Genomic DNA, 19,256 nt, shown 5'->3' on the forward strand with positions numbered 1-19,256 from the left:
CTGCCAACGCCCTTCGCGCTCTTGCGGGAACTGCGCGCGTCGTAAGATCGCCCTCGGCTGGCCGACTCATGGCTTTTGCCGAAGGAGAATGCTTGTGACCTCATCCCCCCAAACCCTGGTGCTCGGCGGCGGCTGCTTCTGGTGCACCGAAGCGGTGTTCAAGGACGTGCGTGGCATCACCGATGTCGAGTCCGGCTACAGCAACGGCCAGTTCGAGCGGCCCAGCTACGAAGGCGTCTGCACCGGTCGCACCGGCTGCAACGAGGTCGTCAAGCTGAGCTATGATCCGACACAGATCAGCACGCGGGAGATCCTGGAGATCTTCTTCGTGATTCACGACCCCACCACGCTGAACCGCCAGGGCAACGATGCCGGCACGCAGTACCGTAGCGGCATCTACTTCACCACGCCCGAACAGAAAGCCCTGGCCGACGACCTGATCCGCGAGATGAGCCAGGACAAACTGTTTGGCGCCCCCGTCGTCACCGAGGTGCTGCCTCTGGCGAACTACTGGCCGGCCGAGGACTACCACCAGGATTTCTTCGAGAAGAACCCCTACCAAGGCTACTGCATGGCCGTGGCCGCGCCCAAGGTGGCCAAGTTCCGCAAGACCTTCTCAAGGCTTGCGAAAAGCTGAGCCTTTCGCCGCTCGGCGCGTTGCACCGTCATCCGCATGATCGAAACCCTTGGCTTGCGTTATGGCTATCCCGGCGGAGCCGGGCTGCGCTTTGACGATGTGCGGATCGAGCAGGGCGGCATGCTGCTGCTGCGCGGGCCCTCGGGCAGCGGCAAATCGACCTGGCTGGCGCTGGCGGCCGGCTTGCTGACGGCCACCGAGGGCGAAATGATCGTGGCGGGCCAGCCGCTGCGCCCGCTCAGCGGGCGCGCCCGCGACGCCTGGCGCGCGGGGGCCATCGGCCTGCTGCCGCAAAAGCTGTACCTAAGCGACGCGCTGAGCGTGGCCGGCAACCTGGCGCTGGTCTATTACGCGGCGGGGCTTCCGGTGGACCATAGGGCGATCGCCCGCACGCTGGACGCGCTGGGCGTGGGCGAACTGGCGCGGCGATTGCCCGCGCAGCTCTCGGGCGGGCAGGCGCAACGCGTGGCGCTGGCGCGCGCCGTGCTGCGTGCGCCGCGCGTGATCCTGGCCGACGAGCCCACGGCCAGTCTGGACGACGCGGCGTGTGAGTCGGCGCTGGGCCTGCTGTGCCAGAGCGCGCAAGCCTGCGGCGCGACGCTGGTGATTGCCACGCACGACCGCCGGGTGGCCGAGGCGCTGCCGCAGGCCGCTGAACTGATTTTTTCAAGCCAGAATGGCATCAACCCAGCGTCGATGGGTCCTGGTCCGCTATGAATACCGTAGTGCTGTCCTGGCGCTACCTGTGGGCCCGTCCGCTGGCTGCGGGGCTCAACCTGCTGCTGATGACGCTGGGGCTGGGCTCCATCACCTTCGTGCTGCTGGCCAGCCACCAGATGGACCGTGCCTTCGAGCGCGATCTGGCGGGCATCGACGTCGTGGTGGGCGCCAAGGGCAGCCCAATGCAGCTGATTCTGGCCGGCGTGTTCCACATCGACGTGCCGCCGGGCAACATCCCGCTGGCCGACGTGCAGGCGCTGGCGAAGCACCCGCAGGTGGCGCAGCTCATTCCGCTGAGCCTGGGCGACAGCTTCCGGGGCTTTCGCATCGTCGGCACCACGCCGGCTTACATCACCCACTACCAGGCGACGCTGGCGCAGGGCGCGATCTGGGCCGCGCCGATGCAGGCCGTGGTCGGCGCGCAGGTGGCGGCCGCCACGGGCCTGAAGGCCGGCGACCGCTTTGAAGGCTCGCATGGCCTGGGCGGCGGGGGCGATGCGCATGGCCACACGCCGTACACCGTCGCGGGCGTGCTGGCGCCCTGCGGCTGTGTGCTCGACCGGCTGATCCTCACGGCCACGGAGTCCGTCTGGAAGGTGCACGAGGACATGCACAGCGGCGACACGCCGCTGGACAAGGAAGAGCGGGAAGCCCTGGAGGCCGAACGCGAGGTGACGATGGCGCTGATCCGCTACACCACGCCGCTGGCGGCGGTGACCTTTCCCCGCTACGTGAACAGCAGCACCGACATGCAGTCGGCCGCGCCGGCGGTCGAGATCACGCGGCTGCTGGGCATGGTCGGCGTCGGCACGCGGGTGCTGCAGGGCTTTGGCGCGGTGTTGCTGATGACGGCGGCGCTGGGCGTCTTCATCGCGCTGTGGAGCGCCGTGCGCGAGCGCCGCTCGGACCTGGCCATGCTGCGCATGCTGGGGGCGCCACCCTGGAAGTTGGGCGCGCTGCTGCTGTGCGAGGCACTGTGGCTGGCGCTGCTGGCCTCGGCATTGGGGCTGCTGGCGGGCCACGGCTTGACCGCTGTGGCAGGATGGTTCCTGCAGGCCGACAAATCGGTCGTGGTGGACGGCTGGCAATGGGTGCCGCTGGAGGTCTGGGTGCCGGTGGCAGCCGTGGGCGTGGCCCTGCTTGCGGCGCTGCTGCCCGCCATCAGCGCCTACCGGGTCGATGTGGCCCGACTGTTGAACGCAAGGTGACAATATGTTGAATTTCACGAAAAAATGGCTTCTTCCCAGCATCCTTGGGTCATTGTTTGCTCTCAATGCAATAGCGCAACACAGCGAAAAGGAGGTCAAGGAAGACGTGGCCCGGCACCGCGCCATGGCGGCCGCGCACGAGGCGGCCGCCAAGTGCCTGGAGTCCGGCAAGAAGGCCGATGCGTGCTACAAGGAACTTCAGGCCAGTTGCAAGGGTCTGGCCATTGGCAAATACTGCGGGATGAAACACGAGCACTGACCATGAGACCTCTACCCCTTGTCCATCTCCTGGCGGCCGCGGCGCTGCTGGCGGGCGGTTCGGCCCGCGCGCAGCTGAGTTCGCCCATGCCGGGGGTCAAGCCGGCGCAGAAGAGTGCCGCCCCCGCACCCGCGCCGGCGGGCGCTGCCGCCTTGGGCGTTCCGGCCGGTACCGGCGCCGGCGTGCACAGCCCCGACAGCCCCTACGCCCCGCTGGCGTCGCGCGCGGATGTCGTGCCCTGGTCGGTGCTGACGAGCGTGAAGACCAAGGCCGAAAAGAACCGCATCCTGCCGGCCTTCGAGGCTGCGCAGCTGCAGCTGAACCAGAAGTCCCAGCGCATCCAGGGCTTCATGCTGCCGCTGGATCCCGGCGAGAAGCAGACCCATTTCCTGCTGAGTTCGGTGCCGCTGACCTGCGGTTTCTGCACGCCGGGCGGCCCGGAGAGCATGGTCGAGGTCCGCAGCAAGACGCCGGTCAAGGCCACGATGGAGCCCGTGGTGGTCGAAGGGCGCTTTCATGTGCTGGCCGACGATCCCTATGGCCTGTACTACCGGATGACCGACGCCCAGCCGGTCAAGTAACCGACTGGATTGATCTGGATCATGGCCGTGCCGCGGGGTTGCGGCAAAATACGCGGGTCTGCCGGTTGTGCGTTTCGGCTGGCTAGGCGACTGTTTTCAACCCATTGCAGGAATCTCCCATGACCAATCGTCGCGAATTCATCGTTCAACTCAGCCTGGGCACCGGCGTTCTGGCTGCCGGCCAGGCGATGGCCCAGGGCGCTGCCCTGTCCGAAACCGATCCCGCCGCTGCGGCGCAAGGCTACAAGGCCGACGCGACCAAGGTCGACGTCAAGAAGTACCCCAAGTACGCCGCCGGCCAGACCTGCGCCAACTGCGCGCTGTACCAAGGCAAGGCCGGTGCCGCCAGCGGCCCCTGCGCCCTGTTCCCCGGCAAGGACGTGACGGCCAAGGGCTGGTGCCAGGCCTACGCCAAGAAGGCCTGATCCAGGCTTGAATCCTTTCGCCGGGGCCGCGCCGTCGCAGGCCTCCCCGGTGATCGCGAGGACGGACAGACCCGAGTGTCGCTTTCAGGCGACCTCGGGTCTTTTTCTTGGCCGCCTCCCTGGGCGTGAGTGCCCTTGCGCACAAAAGGCGTTGCCCCATTGCGGTACAACACCGAGATGAAAGAATTTCTTGCGTTCTCCTGTTGCCCCGTTCGCGGCATGCGCGCTTGGCTGGCCCTGATGCTCACCCTTTTGCTGGGCCTGACCGGCTGCTCCACCGCACCGCCGGACGGCATCACGGTCGTCAGCCCCTTCGATGTGAACCGCTATGCCGGCAAGTGGTATGAGATCGCCCGCATGGACCACTCCTTCGAGCGGGGCCTGAGCGAGGTCAGCGCCACCTACCGATTGCAGCCTGACGGCAGCGTGCAGGTCGTCAACCGCGGCTTCGACACGGCCCGGCAGGACTGGAAGGAAGCCGTTGGCAAGGCCCTGTTCACCGGCGACGCCAATCGCGGCGCTTTGAAGGTGTCGTTCTTCGGCCCGTTCTATGGCGGCTACAACGTGGCGGCGCTCGATCCGTCGTACCGCTGGTCCCTCGTGGTGGGCCCGGATCGCGGCTACGTCTGGATCCTGGCGCGGGACAAACAGCTCACGCCGGAGGTTCGCGAGCAGGTGCTGGCGCAGGCGCGCAAGCTCGGCATCGACGTGGACCAGCTGATCTGGGTCGCGCAAACCCGACCGGACGCCTGAACCTGCCGCCGATAATCGGCGGCTCATGACCCTCGACCACCCCGTCCTGTCCTCGCTGCTGCCGGTCGTGCTGCTGATCGCCATCGGCTTCGTCGCCGGCAAGGCGCGGCTGATCCGCGGCGAGGGTGTGCGCGACCTGTCGAACCTGGTGTTCCTGGTGCTCACGCAGGCCCTGCTGTTTCGCACCATGAGTTCGGTGCACATCGAGCGGCTCGACTTCAAGTCGGTGGCGCTGTATTACCTCGTGGCCGGCGCGCTGTTCATCGCCCTGCTGCTGATCCAGGGGCTCACCAGCCGATCCGCCGTGCTGGCGCTGGCAGCGATCTTCAGCAACACGCTGATGATCGGCGTGCCGCTGGTCTCGCTGGCCTATGGCGAGGCCGGGCTGGTGCAGCTGTTCACGCTGATCTCGATGCACGCGCTGGTGCTGCTGACCTTTGCCACCGTGGTGCTGGAGCTGCTGGTGGCGCATGAAGACGCGCGCGCCGGCCGTGCCGAGCCGCGCCATCTGCTGCTGACCGTGGGGCAGGCGGTGAAGAACGCGGTCATTCACCCGGTGCCGCTGCCCATCATCGCCGGGCTGCTCTATGCCCAGACCGGTTGGGGCCTGCACCCGGTGATCGACCGGCCGCTGAAGCTGCTGGGCGACGCCTTCGGCCCGGTGGCGCTGGTGCTGGTGGGCGTGACGCTGGCGCAGGCGGCCATCGGCGCGCAGCTGAGAGGTGCGTTCGTGATCTCGCTGATCAAGACCCTGCTGCACCCGGCGCTGATGGGCGCGGCCGGCTGGCTGGCCGGCCTGCGCGGCATGCCGCTGGCGGTGATGGTGGTGGCCGCCTCGCTGCCGGTGGGGGCGAACGTGTTCCTGTTCTCGCAGCGTTACCGCAAGGGCGAGGACCTGGTGACGGCCAGCGTGGCTGTCTCGACCGTGCTGGCGCTGCTCAGCGTGTCGCTGGTGATGGCGCTGTTGCCGAAACTGGCGGGCTGATCACGGCGCCAGCCGCTCGCGCACCCAGGCATCGTTTTCACGGCGGTAGCGCAGCCGGTCGTGCAGGCGGCTCTTGCGACCTTGCCAGAACTGCCAGGTGTCGGGCTTCAGGCGGTAGCCGCCCCAGTGTGGCGGGCGCGGCGGGTGCAGCAGGAATTTGGCGCCGTATTTCGCGGCGGCAGTGACCAGCACCGTGCGGTCCGGGATGACCTGGCTCTGTGGGCTGGCCCAGGCTCCGATGCGCGAATCCAGCGGGCGGGTGGCGAAGTAGGCGTCGCTGTCCTCGGCGCTGACCTTTTCTACCAGGCCTTCGATTCGCACCACGCGCTCCAGCTCGACCCAGTGGAACTGCAGCGCCGCGTAGGGGTTGCCGGCCAGCTCCTGGCCCTTCTGGCTCTCGTAGTTGGTATACCAGACGATGCCGCGCTCGTCATAGCCCTTGATCAGCACCACGCGGGTGCTGGGGCGCAGGTCGGGCCCCACGGTGGCCACGGTCATGGCGTTGGGCTCGGGCACTTCGGAGGCAATGGCTTCTTTCAGCCACTGGTCGAACTGCATCAGCGGGTCGGCCTGCGAGTGCGCTTCGCTCAGTTCAGCCTTCTCGTAACTCTTGCGGATGTCGGCAATGTTCATGCCGTCAGTATAGGCAGGGCCCTGGCGGGGGCGTGCCCGGGGCGGCTTCAGTTGCCGGCGAGGTCCAGCAGGCGGGCAAGCCTGCGGTCATGGATGCCATGCTGGCGCAGCGCGTCGAAGGTCTGGCGCGCATAGTCCAGTGTCGTGCCGTAGCGCCCCCGGGCGTCGCGGAAGATCTCGCGCACTTGCTGCGGGTGCAGGTCGCCGGTGTAGTTCGGGCTGCGGCGGGACAGGGTGAACGCCAGCGCCGGCACCGCCCCGTGCGGCGTCTGGCAGGGGAGCCAGCGCGGGTCGTACACGCCGGTGGGCATCTCGCGCGCCCACAGCGCGGCCAGCGCCGCGTCGGCCTCGCGGTGGGGCACCCGGTACACCATGCCCTGGCAGCTGCCACCGGGCAGCAGCGCGAACACCAGGCCCGGGCGCTCGGGCGTGCCGCGGTTGATGCGGCTCCACATCTTCAGCGCGCGGTGCCAGCCGTGCACGCGCGTGGCATGGCGCTCGGTGGATTCGAAATCGGGCCGCCAGATCAGCGAGGCGTAGCCGAAGATCCACAGGTCCGCATGGCGGCCGCCGCCAGCCTGGTGGCCCGCCCACTGCCCGCGAATCCTGGCGAGCATGGGCGCGGGGTCGCGCAGGAAGGGCGGGACGGGCGCGCTCGCGCTGTCAGGCTGTGTCATGGTGGCACTTTACAATCGGCGCATCTATTTTTGGAGCTTGAGCGATGTTTTCTTCCGATGATGACAACCAGGGACTGGTTCTGGGCGTGGTTTTTGGCGTGATTGCCCTGGTGATTGCTCTGGTGATCGGTATCAGCATTTACACGCGAAACCTGGTGCCCGCGGCCAAGGCGCCGGCGGTTGCGGTCGTGGTGGTCGAGGAAGTGGCCACCGTCAAGGTTGAGAACGGCGTCGTCAAGTTCTATTTCGTCATCGGCAAGGCCGACGTGGCGCCCGAGGCCGCGCAGGCGCTGGCCGAGGTCGTGAAGGCCGTGGCCGCCGGCAAGATGGCCGTGATCAGCGGCTTCCATGATGCCTCTGGCGACCCCCAGAAGAATGCCGAACTGGCCAAGCAGCGCGCGCTGGCCGTGCGCGCCGTGCTGGTGACCCAAGGCGTGGCCGAAGACAAGGTCGAGCTGAAGAAACCCGAACAGGCGCTGGCCTCCGGCCCCGCCGCCGAAGCCCGCCGCGTGGAAGTGACGCTGAAGTAAGCGCCCGCCGGCTCAGCAAGAAAAGCCCGGCTTGCCGGGCTTTTTTGTGGCCAACTTGGCCTTAACCCACCGTCAATGGGTCAGTGTGTGCTGCAAAAAAAGGAGTATTCGGGAGCGGCGAGGAGGGACTTCAGGCAGCGACCGCAGGGCGCCGCGCCAGCCGCATCGCAGCCAGGAAGCTTAGGGCAATGACGGCCACCAGCGCAGCACCAAACTGCAGTTCCCGGCCCTCGCTCCATGCATCCACGCCCGGCAGCAGCAGCTTGGCCGCGCCAAAGGCCGCCACCAGCAGGCTGACGCCAGCCACCACCAGCCCCATGACGCGCGAGGCGATGCGCGCGGTCTGGTCGGCGCGGCGAATCAGGCGGGCGATCCACAGGCCGTTGATGCCGTCGGTGAGCAACATCCCCAACATGAACAGCAGCGCCAGGACCAGCGCATGCTGCCAGCCACCGAACTGCGTGGCGGCCAGTGCGAAGAAGGCGGCCTGCGAGAGTGTGTCGAAGGACAGCGCAAACAGCGCGCCCACCAGCGCCACGGCAAGAGGATTCGAGACATGCCGCAGGCTGCCCAGCAGGCGGCCCTTGACGCCGACCGGTTGCACCACCTGATCCGGACCGGCGCGCAGCACCGCAGCCAGGTTCAGCATGCCCAGCGCGGCCAGAAAGCCGATCGAGATCAGCGCGCCCAGCGTGCCAAACCACTGCGGCACCGCCCACTGGCCCGCCGCTGCCGAGACCCCCAGCGCGATGGCCATGACCACCGCGCCGTGCCCCAGCGAGAACAGCGTGCCGCAATAGCGGGCCAGGGCGGGGCGCACGCGGACGTTGTGGCGGGTCAGGCCGTCGATGGTGGCCAGGTGGTCGGCGTCAAAGCCATGCTTCATGCCCAGCACGAAAGTCAGGAGCAACAGCGACAGCCAGTCGGCGGGCGGGGCTTGCATGGTGTTGTGTGAAGTTTGAAAAAATTATCACACAACGGGCGGGGCCTGGGCAGATTCAGCCGCAGTCGCCGTCGGGCTGCAGCGCCCGTTGCAGGCAGGGCCGTCCTGCGCCGAATTACCTACACGGGCTCAGCGCGCCGGGCGGTAGTGCACGTGTGGCGCGCCGTGCGCATCGTGCGCGTGGTGGTGTTCGGCTTCCAGGGCGATCACGTTCAGTTGGCCGTGGCGCACGCCGCTTTGCGCCATCAGGGCATCGGCAAACTGGCGCACTGCGGCTGTCGGGCCCTTGAGGATGACCGATTCCAGGCAGTTCTCGTGGTCCAGGTGGCTGTGCATGGCCGCCACCGTGAGGTCGTGGTGTTCGTGCTGCAGGCCGGTCAGCCGCTCGGCCAGTTCACGCTGGTGGTGGTTGAACACGTAGGAAAGGTTGCCCACGCAGTGCCCGGACGGTGGGTCGCGCTGCCGGTCGCCCTCGATGGCGCCGCGGATCAGGTCGCGCACCGCCTCCGAACGGCTGCTGTAGCCCCGCGCCGCGATCAGCGCATCGAACTGTTGCGCGAGCGCCTCGTCCAGCGAAATCGTGAAGCGTTCCATGGCGCGTGCTCAGCGCAGGCCGCCGCCCGCTGCACCCTCCGCGCGCTGGATCAGTTCGATCTTGTAGCCGTCGGGGTCGGTGACGAAGGCGATCACGGTCGTACCGCCCTTGACCGGACCGGCCTCGCGCGTCACGTTGCCGCCCGCGGCCTTGATCTTTTCCACGGCGGCGTAGGCATCGGGCACGGCCAGCGCGATGTGGCCGTAAGCCGTGCCCATCTCATAGCTTTCCACGCCCCAGTTGTAAGTCAGCTCGATCTCGGCCTGGCCGGGGTTGCCGCCCTCGAAGCCGAGGAAGGCCAGCGAATACTTGTACTCGGGGTTTTCGGACTGGCGCAGCAGCGTCATGCCCACCACATTCGTGTAGAAATCGATGGAACGCTGCAGGTTGCCCACCCGCAGCATGGTGTGGAGGAAACGCATGGACTGGCCTTTCAGTGGATGGGCCTGAAGTCTATTCGGTCGCGCCGCCGGGCGGCTTGTGGTGCACGTCAAACACCAGGCAGGTGGTGGTGGCATGGGCGTAGAGCGTGCCGTCGGGCCCGACCAGGCGCGCGTCGGCGGTGGCCAGCTGGCGGCCGCAGTGGATCACCCGGCCCTCGGCGCGCACGCGCGGCACCTTGAGCGTGAGCGCGCGCACGATGTTCACGCTGAGCTCGGCCGTGGTGTAGCCGCGCCCGGGCGGCATCATGGTGTGCACCGCGCAGCCCAGCGCCGAGTCGAGCAGCGTGGCGAACCAGCCGCCGTGCACCGTGCCCAGCGGGTTGAAGTGCGCCAGCGCCGGCGTGCCTTGAAACACGGCATGGCCCTTCTCCACATGGACCATCGTGAAGTCCAGCGTCCGGGCGATGTGCGCGTAAGGCAACTCGCCGCGCAGCAGACCCTGCATGACTTCCAGCCCGGTCTTGCCGGCAATCTGCTCCGTCGTGGCCAGCCCGGGGCCCGGGCCGGCGTCCATGCGCTGTTTCACGGCGGCTTCGTCGGCCAGCCATTGTTCGAGGTGGTTATGGGGATGGTGGGTCATGATCGCTCCGGAACATTAGATTGCAGATACAATGATTGTAGCTGCAATTAAAGCCAGGCCTCTGACAGGGTGGACGGACATGGCAGTCCCGAACCCCGCCAGTGCCACTGGACATTCTGGAGACCACGATGATTGAGAACAGGAGAAGTCAACCCGCACTCTGGTTGGTGCTGTTGGCCGCCGCCGGCACCTTTGCGCTCACCATGGGGACGCGCCAGACCATGGGCCTGTTCCTGTCGCCGATCAACACCTCGACCGGGCTGGGCCTGGGCAGCATCAGCCTGGCGTTTGCCTTCGGGCAGCTGTTCTGGGGGCTGACGCAGCCCTTCGCCGGCGCCGTGGCCGACCGCATCGGCGCGGGGCGCGTGCTGCTGGCCGGCGTGCTGCTGGTGGCTTTGGGCACTTTCATCACGCCGCTGATGACCAGCACGGTGGGGCTGATCTTCGCGATTGGCGTGCTGTCGGCCGGCGGCGCCGGCATGGCCGGGCCGGCGGTGCTGATGGCCGCCACCACGCGCTTGCTGCCGCCCGGCAGGAGCGGACTGGCCACGGGCATTGTCAACGCCGGCGGTTCGTTCGGCCAGTTCGTCATGGCGCCGATCGCGGCGGCGCTGATGCTCGGCGTGGGCTGGGTCGCGGCGCTCCAGATCATGGGCGTGATCGTGCTGGTGTGCCTGCCGGCGGCTTTCCTGTTGCGCGGCAACTCGCTGCAGGCCGCCCCGGCCGGGCAGAAGCTTGTGGGCACGCGCGAAGCCATCGGCACGGCGCTGCGCACCCCCAGCTACCTGCTGCTGGCGGCCGGCTTTTTCGTCTGCGGGTTTCACGTGGCCTTCCTGGCCACGCACCTGCCCGGCGTCGTGGACACCTGCGGCCTGCCCCCGCAGTGGGCCGGCTGGTCGCTGGCGATGATCGGGCTGTTCAACATCATCGGCAGTGTGGGCATGGGCTGGGCCGTGGGGCGCTGGCGCATGAAGTCGCTGCTGTCGCTGGTGTACGCCACGCGCGCCGTTGCTGTGGCCGTGTTCCTGATGGCGCCCAAGACCGGCCCGGTGATGCTGGTCTTCGCTGCCGTGATGGGTCTGACCTTTCTCTCCACCGTGCCGCCCACCGCCGGGCTGGTCGCGCGCTTCTTCGGCCCGGCCAACATGGCCACGCTGTTCGGCCTGGTGCTGCTGACGCACCAGGTGGGCGGCTTCCTGGGCGCGTGGCTGGGCGGCAAGGTGTTCGAGGCGACCGGTTCCTACGACTGGCTCTGGTACGCCGACATCGTGCTGGCCGTTGGCGCGGCGCTGATTCATCTGCCGATCAAGGAGGCACCGCAGGCGCGGGCGGTGGCCGCGTGAACGCGGGTCCGCAGGGCAATCAGGTCACCACGTCGCCCACCACCGCCTCCAGTTCCCCCCGCAACCACCGATGCGCCGCATCCACCTGGTGCCGTGCATGCCAGACCATGTACATCGGCATGGGCGGGCAGGGCACGGGCGGCTCCACGCTGGCCAGGTCGCGCAGCAGGTGCGACTGCAGGCGCCCCGGCACGGTGGCCAGCAGGTCGCTGCCGCGGATGAAGGGCGGCAGACCGGCGAAACCCGGCACCATGACGGCGAAGCGGCGCTGGACGCCCTGCGCGGCCAGGTGCCGGTCCAGGTCCAGCGCCCGGCGCGGCTCGTAGACCACGGTGATGTGCTCGGCCGCCAGATAGTCGGCGCGGGTGAGTGGGGGCTCACGCAGGGCAGGGTCGTAGAACACGCGGTAGCGGTCGTCGAACAGGCGCTTCTGCAGGATGTCGGCGCCGTCGGGCGGGCGCGGGCTGATGACGAGCTGGCAGTGCTCGCCGCGCAGCATCTCCAGGCTGGGCACGTCGGACGGGATCACCCGCAGCGCCAGGCCCGGCGCGGCCCGGCGCAGGCGCGCCATCAGGGCGGGCAGCAGCAGGTCGCGCTGGAAGTCGTTGGCGGCGATGGTGAAGGTGGTCTGCCAGCGGGCCGGATCGAACTCGCCCGAGCGCGCAAAACGCTCCAGCTCGCCCAGCAGCTCGCGCGCCTGCGCCGCCAGCGCCTCGGCCCGCGCGGTGGCCACGATGCCACGCCCGGACTTGACGAACAGCGGGTCGCCGGTGATGGCCCGCAGCTTGTCCAGCAGGTGGCTCACCGCCGACTGCGTGACACCCAGGCGCTGCGCCGCACCCGTGATGCTGCCCACCTCCACCACCGCCACCAGCAGCTGCAGCAGGCGCGCGTCCAAGTCCGACCAATCGAATTTGCTCATGGGTCGAATCATGATTGATGGGTTTATCTTTGGCAATGCAGGCGAGACACTGCAGGCCTGACAAACATCAACCATCAGGAGAGCCCCTTGAGCCCGACCCCCCGTGCCATCCCCGGCACCACCCCGTTCGACGGCACCATGGCCCGCAAGGGCTATGCGCTGAACAAGATGTGCTTCTCCTTCAACGACAAGGCCAATCGCGACGCCTTCCTGGCCGACACCGAAGGCTACATGCGCCAGTACGCGCTCACGCCCGAGCAGGCGGCTGCGGTGCGCTCCGGCCAGGTGCTGCAGATGCTGGCCGCCGGCGGGAACGCCTACTACCTGGCCAAGCTGGCGGGCATCTTCGGGCTGGACATGCAGGACATCGGCGCACAGCAGACCGGTGTGACCAAGGACGAGTTCAAGGCGAAACTGGTCGCCGCGAACGAGCAGTAAAACGACCGCCGAAGCACAGGAGCATTCACATGGCACACCTCATCGGCGGCCTCGCCACCTCGCACATTCCCGCCATCGGCGGCGCCATCCACAAAGGCAAGCAGCAGGACCCGTACTGGAAGCCCTTCTTCAACGGCTTTCCGCCCATCAGCAACTGGCTGGCCCAGGTCAAGCCGGACACCGTGGTGGTGTTCTACAACGACCACGGGCTGAACTTCTTCCTGGACAAGATGCCCACCTTTGCCGTGGGCGCCGCGCCCGAGTACCGCAACGCCGACGAAGGCTGGGGCATTCCCACCACCGCGCCGCTGCCCGGCAACCTGGACCTGTCCTGGCACCTCATCAACCACCTGATCGAGCGCGAGTTCGACATCGTCACCTGCCAGGAGATGCTGATCGACCACGCCTGCACGCTGCCGTTCAAGCTGTTCTGGCCCGGCCACGAGGTGGCGCCGGTGAAGATCGTGCCCATCAACATCAACACCGTGCAGTTCCCGCTGCCCACCGCGCGGCGCGTCTACAAGCTCGGCCAGGCCGTGGGCGAGGCCATCCGCGCCTGGGACAGCTCCGAGCGCGTGGTGGTGCTGGGCACCGGCGGCCTGTCGCACCAGCTGGAGGGCGAGCGCGCCGGCTTCATCAACAAGCGCTTCGACCTGCAGTTCCTCGACAGCATGGAATCCAACCCCGAATGGGCCACGCAGTTCAGCGACCTGGAACTGGTGGAGAAAGCCGGCACCCAGGGCGTGGAACTGCTCAACTGGCTGGCCATGCGCGGCGCGGTTTCGGCGGGCGGCGCCAGCGTGAAGAAGGTGCATGGCAACTACCACATCCCGATCTCGAACACAGCGACCGGGCTGCTGGCGCTGGAGGTGGCGTGAGGGCCTGAATTGAGGCGACACATGCTATCGAAACGATAGCTGCAAGCGACCATTCCGCGATGGGATGGTCGCTATTCTTGCGGAGATTGGTCGACTGGCTGCCCCGAAAGGCGGTCTGACGGGACGAGGCCAGGATTTTGGCCGACGCTATGGCCGCTAACGACCCTGAGCAGACTCCCGCCCTTCCATGGTCAGGGTCGGGTTTGTGGCGAGAAGCGGCCTTTATGCTCGGGGGCATCAGACTCCAACAGTAGGTCGGGATGACTTCAGCCACCCGAGTGAAGTGCCTGGATGGTTATTGGGAGTCGCGTCGTGATGCCTGGAAAGTGAACGACACGGTTAAGCAGAAATGCTGTGGCACCCTCGACAAATACCATTTAACGCGCGTGGCCCGTCGTCTCTGGCATTGCCTTGCGCGACGCTGTCCTCTTATGCGCGCCATGAACATGCCCGGCGTGGTCCCGCAAGCCGCCCGGATGGCGCGCAATCTCGGTGAGTTCATTCAGGATGCCGCAGTGTCCGGCGTCCTGCGTTTCCCGGCACTGCTCTCGCAGACTCTTGAGCTGCTTTTCCAGCGTTCGCAGCTCCCGAATGCGTTCGGCGACATGCCCGATGTGCTCGTCCAGCAGCGCATTGACCTCGCCGCAGTTCTCGGACGGCGCATCCTTGAAGTGCAGAAGAACGCGAATTTCGTCAAGTGTCATGTCCAGACCGCGGCAATGCCGGATGAAAGACAAGCGCGCGGCATGGGCATCACCATATATACGGTAGTTGCCCCCGGTCCTCGCGGTCTCGGGCAGCAGGCCCTCGCGTTCGTAGTAGCGAATGGTTTCAACTTGGGTATGGGTCAAGTTCGCCAGTTCACCGATTTTCATGATGGGGCTCCGCGGTTCAGGCCTGTGGGGCTAAGGAATAACACCACGAAGTGTAGGCGCTTGACTCTTTAGTGGCTACAGGGTTCCCAATACGGCCATGCAAGAAAAATCCATGACTCCACCCCAAGTCGAAACTCCAGGCGATGGCGCCGCCTGCGGATGCGGCGCCACCTGTGGCACGCCAACAGCTTTAACCGCGCCCAGGCCTGCGCCAAACGATGCCGGTGGCATGGTATTTCGTATTCTCACCATGGATTGCGCCGCAGAGGAAAGCGAAATTCGCCACGCCCTGGCCGGGGTGACGGGTGTGCAAAGCCTCAATTTCCAGTTGAGCGCGCGTACCCTGGCGATCCATGCGCCCGCCGCCGTGCTGCCGCAGGCCCTGGAGGCGATTCGCCGGGCTGGCTTCGACCCCCAGCCGCTGGGATCCGGCGGCCCTGATGCCCACGAACACGCCCCGGCGTCCGAAGGACTGTGGCGCCTGGGTCTGGCCCTTGGGCTGACGGTGGTCGCGGAACTGCTCGCCTTCTTTGTGCCCGACACGATGGTGTTCAAGGTCGCGGGCATGGCCCTGGCGGCAACGGCCATCTGGCTGGCGGGCTTTTCGACCTACACCAAGGGCCTTGCCGCCTTGCGCCAGGGACGCCTGAACATCAATGCCCTCATGACGGTGGCCGTGACCGGCGCCTTCCTGATCGGCCAGTGGCCTGAAGCCGCCATGGTGATGGCGCTCTACGCTATTGCAGAGCTGATCGAGGCGCGTGCTGTGGACCGGGCGCGCAACGCCATCAAGAGCCTGCTGGACCTGACGCCCGACACGGCGGAAGTGCGCCAGCCCGACGGCACCTGGTTGCCTGTTGCCGCCGCTGAAGTGGCCCTTGACGCCGTCGTCCGTGTCAAGCCGGGCGCGCGCATTCCACTCGACGGCAAGGTCACCTCGGGCACCAGTGCCGTGAATCAGGCGCCCGTGACGGGTGAGAGCCTGCCGGTCGACAAAGGTGTGGGCGATGCGGTTTTCGCTGGCACGATCAACGACACCGGCACCCTCGAAGTACGGGTGACCGCCGCCGCCAGCAACACCACGCTGGCCCGCATCATCCACGCCGTCGAGCAGGCACAAGGGAACCGTGCCCCAACGCAGCAGTTCGTCGACAAGTTTGCAGCGGTCTACACCCCGGTGGTCTTTGCGCTGGCCGTGGCGGTGGCCATCCTGACGCCCTGGCTGATGGATGTGAGCTGGACGCAGGCGCTGTACAAGGCGCTGGTCATGCTGGTGATTGCCTGTCCTTGTGCCCTGGTGCTCGCCACTCCGGTCACCGTGGTCAGCGGTCTCGCCGCCGCCGCGCGACGCGGCATCTTGATCAAGGGCGGCGTTTACCTGGAAGGTGCCTACAAACTCAAGGCCATTGCGCTGGACAAGACTGGCACCATCACGGAGGGCAAACCCAAACTGGTGGCGACCGAGGTGCTGCCGTCGTCCATCCCCGAAGCCCAGGTGCTGCGCTGGGCCGGCGACCTGGCGGGCCAGTCCGATCACCCGGTATCCCGGGCGATTGCCCAGGAACTTGATCAGGGCAGCGGGCAACTGGAGGGATTTACCGCCTTGCCAGGCCGTGGCAGCCAGGCTCGTACCGAGGGGCAGACGCTGATCCTGGGCAATCACCGGCTGATTGAAGATCGGGGACTGTGCAGTTCTGAGATCGAGGCACGGCTGGCGGTGCATGAGGCGCAGGGGCGTACCGTAACGATGTTGGCAACGGACGCGCAGGTGCTGGCCATCTTCGCCGTGGCCGACACCATCAAGGAGAGCTCACGCCAGGCGCTGGCCGAACTGCACGCCCTCGGGGTGGTCTCCGTCATGCTGACCGGCGACAACACCGCCACCGCGCAAACCATTGCCCGGCAGGCGGGCATCGACGATGCGCGTGGCAACCTGCTGCCCGAAGACAAGCTGTCGGCCATCGAAGACCTGCAAAAGCGCTACGGCAGCACTGCGATGACCGGGGACGGCATCAACGATGCGCCCGCGCTGGCACGTGCCGACATCGGGATCGCCATGGGCGCCGCAGGCACTGACACCGCCATGGAGGCGGCCGACGTGGTCATCATGAACGACGACCTGCGGCGCATTCCCGAGGTCATCCGGCTGTCGCGCCGCACCCGCGCCGTGCTGTGGCAGAACATCGTCCTTGCCCTGGGGATCAAGGCGGTCTTCCTGGTTCTGGCGGTGTCTGGCAGTGCCACCATGTGGATGGCGGTGTTCGCCGACATGGGTGCGAGCCTGCTGGTCGTGTTCAACGGCTTGCGTCTGTTGCGGATAAACGGGGTTGAGCCCAAAGCCCATCTGCCGCACAGGCCCATTCAGATCAAAACCCTGTAGCTGCTACACTCCCGCCGCAATGCGTCGCTGGCTCACAATCTTCCTCCTGGTTTTTCTGCCGCTGCAGCTCAGCTGGGCTGCGGGAAGCGTCTATTGCCAGCACGAAACCGGTTCCGCCGCGCAGCATTTCGGGCACCATGAGCATCAGCACACCGTCGATGCCGAGCGTGCGGACAACAGCAGTCCCAAAGCCAATGGCAGTATTGATGCGGACTGCGGCACCTGCCATGCTGGGTGTTCGACGGCTATTTTCGAGCCGTTATCGGTGCTGACAGTGGGCGTGACATCGGACATGCACACCGGACATCAGTTCCGCACTTCCTCGCCTCCTCCTTCTCTGCCTGAACGTCCCAATTGGGCTGACCTCGCCTGATCGGCGAGGTAGGCGTCACCCGTCCTCTCGCGTCCTGTTCGAACCACCTCGAGTGGTCAGACAGGTCGCGTCGCGATCCTGTTGATCGCACCTCGCCGATTCCCCACGTGTTTATTCATCACTGGAGAATCGGATGTTCCGAAGAAACAAATCAGATTGGTTGCTATGCACGCTAATGGTGCTGGCGGCAGGTAGTGGCTGGTCCCAACAATCGCCGCAAAGCCTTCCCAACGGGGCTTTCATGCCGGCTCCGATGCAGACTGCTTCTGCGACGCCTGCAGGGGCGGGTCTTTCATCAACGCTTAAACAGGCATTTGATGCGGCATGGCTGCGTCAACCTGAAGCCCTGTCACAACAGGCTCGGCAAGAGGCAGGCGCTGCCCGTAGAAGCGCGGCCGACAGCTGGACGGCTGAACCGGCCTCCGTGGAATTGGCGACCAAGACCGACCGCCTGAACCAGAATCTGGGCAGTCGTGAGGTCTTTGTGGGTTTGACCATGCCCCTGTGGTTGCCGGGTGAGCGTGCGCGCACTGGCGCTGTGGCCGATGCAGAGAACCGCGTGGCGACAAGCCGGGTACAGGCGGCGCAATTGCGCACGGCAGCTGTGGTTCGAGAGGCGTATTGGCATTGGCAGCGTGCCCGGGCCGGACATGAACTGGCGCGCGAACGCTTGAACAGCTCGCAGCAGATCGCGGCGGACGTGGCCAGGCGGGTCAAGGCGGGCGATCTGGCCCGCTCAGACCAGCATCAGACCGATGGTGCTGTGGCGTCCGCCGAGGTGGAGCTTGCCGATGCCGCGGGCACTTTGGCTGGAGCAGTCCAGCGCTTGCTCGCCCAGGCTGATCTAGGCCTAGTGCAGAACGATTTCCAGACGCCCTTTTCCGCAGCGGTCATGGAGGCTATTCCAGAGGTGCCCACTGATTTAACGGACCTCGATACCCGTCACCCTGCGGTCGCGGAGTTATTGGATCGGGCTGAAGTGGCGCGTCGGTCCGCCGAACTGGTGCGAGTACAAACGCGCGCCAATCCTGAATTGGCGCTTGCGACGACGCGGGAGCGTGGGCAATTCGACGAGGCCTACAAGCAAACCATCACACTGGGCATCCGCATTCCCTTCGGGTCGGACAGTCGCAATCGGGCTCGGCTTGCAACAGCGCACGCCGATGCGATTGAAGTCGAGGGACAGCTTCGTTTGGAGCGGGAGCGCTTGCTGCGCGAAGTGATGGCTGCGCGGGTTGGCCTTGAATCAATACGGATTCAGCAGAGCGCATCGGACAGGCGTGCGCAATTGGCACGTGAGTCACGCAGTTTCTTCCAGAAGTCGTTCCGCATGGGGGAAACCGATCTGCCCACTCTCTTACGCATCGAGCGCGAGGCCATCGACGCCGAACGACAGGCAGCCCGGGTTCGCATTGATCTTGCCGCCGCTATTTCCTCACTGCGCCAAACCCTCGGGCTTTTGCCTGAATAAGCCCTGGCAAGGCTCTAAAACTCAAGGAATTCCATCATGACTTTTCTGAAAAGGTTCAAAACCTTTTGCCTGGCGATGCTTGTCGCCACCACAACTTTCACGACCTGGGCGGGCGACGGTCACGACCATGGAGAAGCGACGACTGCCGCGGGCGGTCCGGCTCTTCCACGGTTCACGGCGGTTTCCGAAACCTTTGAGTTGGTCGGTGTGCTCAACGGAAAACAACTGACCCTCTATCTGGATCGCACGGCCGATAACAGCCCCGTCAAGGCGGCCAAGCTTGAACTGGAGCTGGGGGGTGTCAAAGTGGACGTCAAGCCCCATGGTGAAGGCGAATTTGAAGCCACGCTTTCCCAGGAACTCAAGCCTGGAGATATTTCAGTGTCGGCGACCGTGATTGCAGGGCAGGAAACCGATCTGCTTGCAGGTGATCTGGATCTTCATGGAGACCCCCACGCCGACGAGGCCGCTCCAGGCCAGATATGGAAGGTCTATGGCGCCTGGAGTCTTGGTGGACTTCTCGCGCTGGTCTTGCTGACTTTGGCCTTGCGCCGTGTTCGCGCCAATCGTTTTAGCCGTGCTGGAGGTGCCGCATGAAGCCACGTTT

24 protein-coding genes are annotated in these 19,256 nt (G+C 66.3%); 16 read left to right on the forward strand and 8 right to left on the reverse strand.

Annotated features, from left to right (window positions below):
* Positions 1–88 precede the first annotated feature (88 nt).
* From msrA to ACMUOY_RS06680, 8 genes are all read left to right on the forward strand, one after another.
* Positions 89–637 carry a peptide-methionine (S)-S-oxide reductase MsrA gene (gene msrA, locus ACMUOY_RS06645; RefSeq protein ID WP_413891911.1) on the forward strand — a complete coding sequence of 183 codons (549 nt, stop codon included), beginning with the start codon at positions 89–91 and terminating at the stop codon, positions 635–637.
* 36 nt (positions 638–673) lie between these two features.
* Positions 674–1,354, forward strand: a complete 681-nt coding sequence (locus tag ACMUOY_RS06650; RefSeq protein ID WP_413891912.1) for an ABC transporter ATP-binding protein — start codon at positions 674–676, stop codon at positions 1,352–1,354.
* Entirely contained in the window at positions 1,351–2,565 is a 1,215-nt protein-coding gene (locus tag ACMUOY_RS06655; protein ID WP_413891913.1) for an FtsX-like permease family protein, read from the forward strand. Before ACMUOY_RS06650 ends, ACMUOY_RS06655 begins: the two co-directional genes overlap by 4 nt.
* Positions 2,566–2,569: 4 nt before the next feature.
* On the forward strand, positions 2,570–2,824 hold the full coding sequence (locus tag ACMUOY_RS06660) for a hypothetical protein (RefSeq protein WP_413891914.1): 255 nt from the start codon (positions 2,570–2,572) through the stop codon (positions 2,822–2,824).
* Positions 2,825–2,826: 2 nt separating this feature from the next.
* The gene (locus ACMUOY_RS06665; protein WP_413891915.1) at positions 2,827–3,405 is read left to right on the forward strand and encodes a DUF3299 domain-containing protein; all 579 of its coding nucleotides are present in this window, start codon (positions 2,827–2,829) and stop codon (positions 3,403–3,405) included.
* A gap of 188 nt (positions 3,406–3,593) precedes the next feature.
* Positions 3,594–3,830, forward strand: coding sequence for a high-potential iron-sulfur protein (locus ACMUOY_RS06670; protein ID WP_413891955.1), 237 nt, complete (start codon positions 3,594–3,596; stop codon positions 3,828–3,830).
* 177 nt (positions 3,831–4,007) lie between these two features.
* Complete coding sequence (locus tag ACMUOY_RS06675) at positions 4,008–4,583, forward strand: lipocalin family protein (RefSeq protein WP_413891916.1); 576 nt, start codon at positions 4,008–4,010, stop codon at positions 4,581–4,583.
* 25 nt (positions 4,584–4,608) lie between these two features.
* Positions 4,609–5,568: an AEC family transporter gene (locus ACMUOY_RS06680; RefSeq protein WP_413891917.1), complete on the forward strand. Its 960-nt coding sequence runs from the start codon at positions 4,609–4,611 to the stop codon at positions 5,566–5,568.
* Here the strand turns inward: ACMUOY_RS06680 and pdxH are convergent, their stop codons facing one another.
* Both pdxH and ACMUOY_RS06690 read right to left on the reverse strand, forming a co-directional pair.
* The gene (gene pdxH / locus ACMUOY_RS06685) at positions 5,569–6,201 is read right to left on the reverse strand and encodes a pyridoxal 5'-phosphate synthase (RefSeq protein ID WP_413891918.1); all 633 of its coding nucleotides are present in this window, start codon (positions 6,199–6,201) and stop codon (positions 5,569–5,571) included.
* Between the two features lie 47 nt (positions 6,202–6,248).
* A complete protein-coding gene (locus tag ACMUOY_RS06690) occupies positions 6,249–6,878 on the reverse strand; it encodes a gamma-glutamylcyclotransferase (protein WP_413891919.1) in 630 nt (209 codons plus the stop codon).
* A gap of 44 nt (positions 6,879–6,922) precedes the next feature.
* Here ACMUOY_RS06690 and ACMUOY_RS06695 point away from each other — a divergent pair, with 44 nt between their 5' ends.
* Positions 6,923–7,408, forward strand: coding sequence for an OmpA family protein (locus ACMUOY_RS06695; RefSeq protein ID WP_413891920.1), 486 nt, complete (start codon positions 6,923–6,925; stop codon positions 7,406–7,408).
* 130 nt (positions 7,409–7,538) lie between these two features.
* Here the strand turns inward: ACMUOY_RS06695 and ACMUOY_RS06700 are convergent, their stop codons facing one another.
* From ACMUOY_RS06700 to ACMUOY_RS06715, 4 genes are all read right to left on the reverse strand, one after another.
* Positions 7,539–8,351 (reverse strand): nickel transporter, encoded by an 813-nt coding sequence (locus ACMUOY_RS06700; protein ID WP_413891921.1) that lies wholly within the window; start codon positions 8,349–8,351, stop codon positions 7,539–7,541.
* 129 nt (positions 8,352–8,480) lie between these two features.
* The gene (nikR, locus tag ACMUOY_RS06705; protein WP_413891922.1) at positions 8,481–8,945 is read right to left on the reverse strand and encodes a nickel-responsive transcriptional regulator NikR; all 465 of its coding nucleotides are present in this window, start codon (positions 8,943–8,945) and stop codon (positions 8,481–8,483) included.
* Positions 8,946–8,954: 9 nt separating this feature from the next.
* Complete coding sequence (gene gloA, locus ACMUOY_RS06710; protein ID WP_413891923.1) at positions 8,955–9,368, reverse strand: lactoylglutathione lyase; 414 nt, start codon at positions 9,366–9,368, stop codon at positions 8,955–8,957.
* Between the two features lie 31 nt (positions 9,369–9,399).
* Complete coding sequence (locus ACMUOY_RS06715) at positions 9,400–9,969, reverse strand: PaaI family thioesterase (RefSeq protein WP_413891924.1); 570 nt, start codon at positions 9,967–9,969, stop codon at positions 9,400–9,402.
* 128 nt (positions 9,970–10,097) lie between these two features.
* Here ACMUOY_RS06715 and ACMUOY_RS06720 point away from each other — a divergent pair, with 128 nt between their 5' ends.
* A complete protein-coding gene (locus tag ACMUOY_RS06720) occupies positions 10,098–11,312 on the forward strand; it encodes an MFS transporter (RefSeq protein WP_413891925.1) in 1,215 nt (404 codons plus the stop codon).
* Positions 11,313–11,331: 19 nt separating this feature from the next.
* Here the strand turns inward: ACMUOY_RS06720 and ACMUOY_RS06725 are convergent, their stop codons facing one another.
* The gene (locus ACMUOY_RS06725) at positions 11,332–12,234 is read right to left on the reverse strand and encodes a LysR family transcriptional regulator (protein WP_413891926.1); all 903 of its coding nucleotides are present in this window, start codon (positions 12,232–12,234) and stop codon (positions 11,332–11,334) included.
* Between the two features lie 87 nt (positions 12,235–12,321).
* Here ACMUOY_RS06725 and ACMUOY_RS06730 point away from each other — a divergent pair, with 87 nt between their 5' ends.
* Positions 12,322–12,672 (forward strand): protocatechuate 4,5-dioxygenase subunit alpha, encoded by a 351-nt coding sequence (locus tag ACMUOY_RS06730; protein ID WP_413891927.1) that lies wholly within the window; start codon positions 12,322–12,324, stop codon positions 12,670–12,672.
* Positions 12,673–12,701: 29 nt separating this feature from the next.
* On the forward strand, positions 12,702–13,550 hold the full coding sequence (locus tag ACMUOY_RS06735) for a class III extradiol dioxygenase family protein (protein WP_413891928.1): 849 nt from the start codon (positions 12,702–12,704) through the stop codon (positions 13,548–13,550).
* Positions 13,551–13,927: 377 nt separating this feature from the next.
* On the opposite strand, the gene cadR is transcribed toward ACMUOY_RS06735, so the two are convergent.
* Complete coding sequence (gene cadR, locus ACMUOY_RS06740) at positions 13,928–14,425, reverse strand: Cd(II)/Pb(II)-responsive transcriptional regulator (RefSeq protein WP_413891929.1); 498 nt, start codon at positions 14,423–14,425, stop codon at positions 13,928–13,930.
* A 112-nt stretch (positions 14,426–14,537) separates the two neighbouring features.
* Between cadR and ACMUOY_RS06745 the strand changes: the two genes are divergently transcribed.
* The 4 genes from ACMUOY_RS06745 (at position 14,538) to ACMUOY_RS06760 (ending at position 19,246) form a co-directional block, all read left to right on the forward strand.
* Entirely contained in the window at positions 14,538–16,805 is a 2,268-nt protein-coding gene (locus ACMUOY_RS06745) for a heavy metal translocating P-type ATPase (protein ID WP_413891930.1), read from the forward strand.
* 19 nt (positions 16,806–16,824) lie between these two features.
* On the forward strand, positions 16,825–17,178 hold the full coding sequence (gene czcI / locus ACMUOY_RS06750; RefSeq protein ID WP_413891931.1) for a cation efflux protein, CzcI family: 354 nt from the start codon (positions 16,825–16,827) through the stop codon (positions 17,176–17,178).
* 133 nt (positions 17,179–17,311) lie between these two features.
* A complete protein-coding gene (locus ACMUOY_RS06755; protein ID WP_413891932.1) occupies positions 17,312–18,649 on the forward strand; it encodes a TolC family protein in 1,338 nt (445 codons plus the stop codon).
* Positions 18,650–18,685: 36 nt separating this feature from the next.
* Positions 18,686–19,246, forward strand: coding sequence for a hypothetical protein (locus ACMUOY_RS06760; RefSeq protein WP_413891933.1), 561 nt, complete (start codon positions 18,686–18,688; stop codon positions 19,244–19,246).
* Positions 19,247–19,256 lie beyond the last annotated feature (10 nt).

The sequence above is a fragment of the Candidatus Skiveiella danica genome, assembly GCF_022705245.1.
Taxonomy (GTDB): Bacteria; Pseudomonadota; Gammaproteobacteria; order Burkholderiales; family Burkholderiaceae_C; genus Skiveiella; species Skiveiella danica.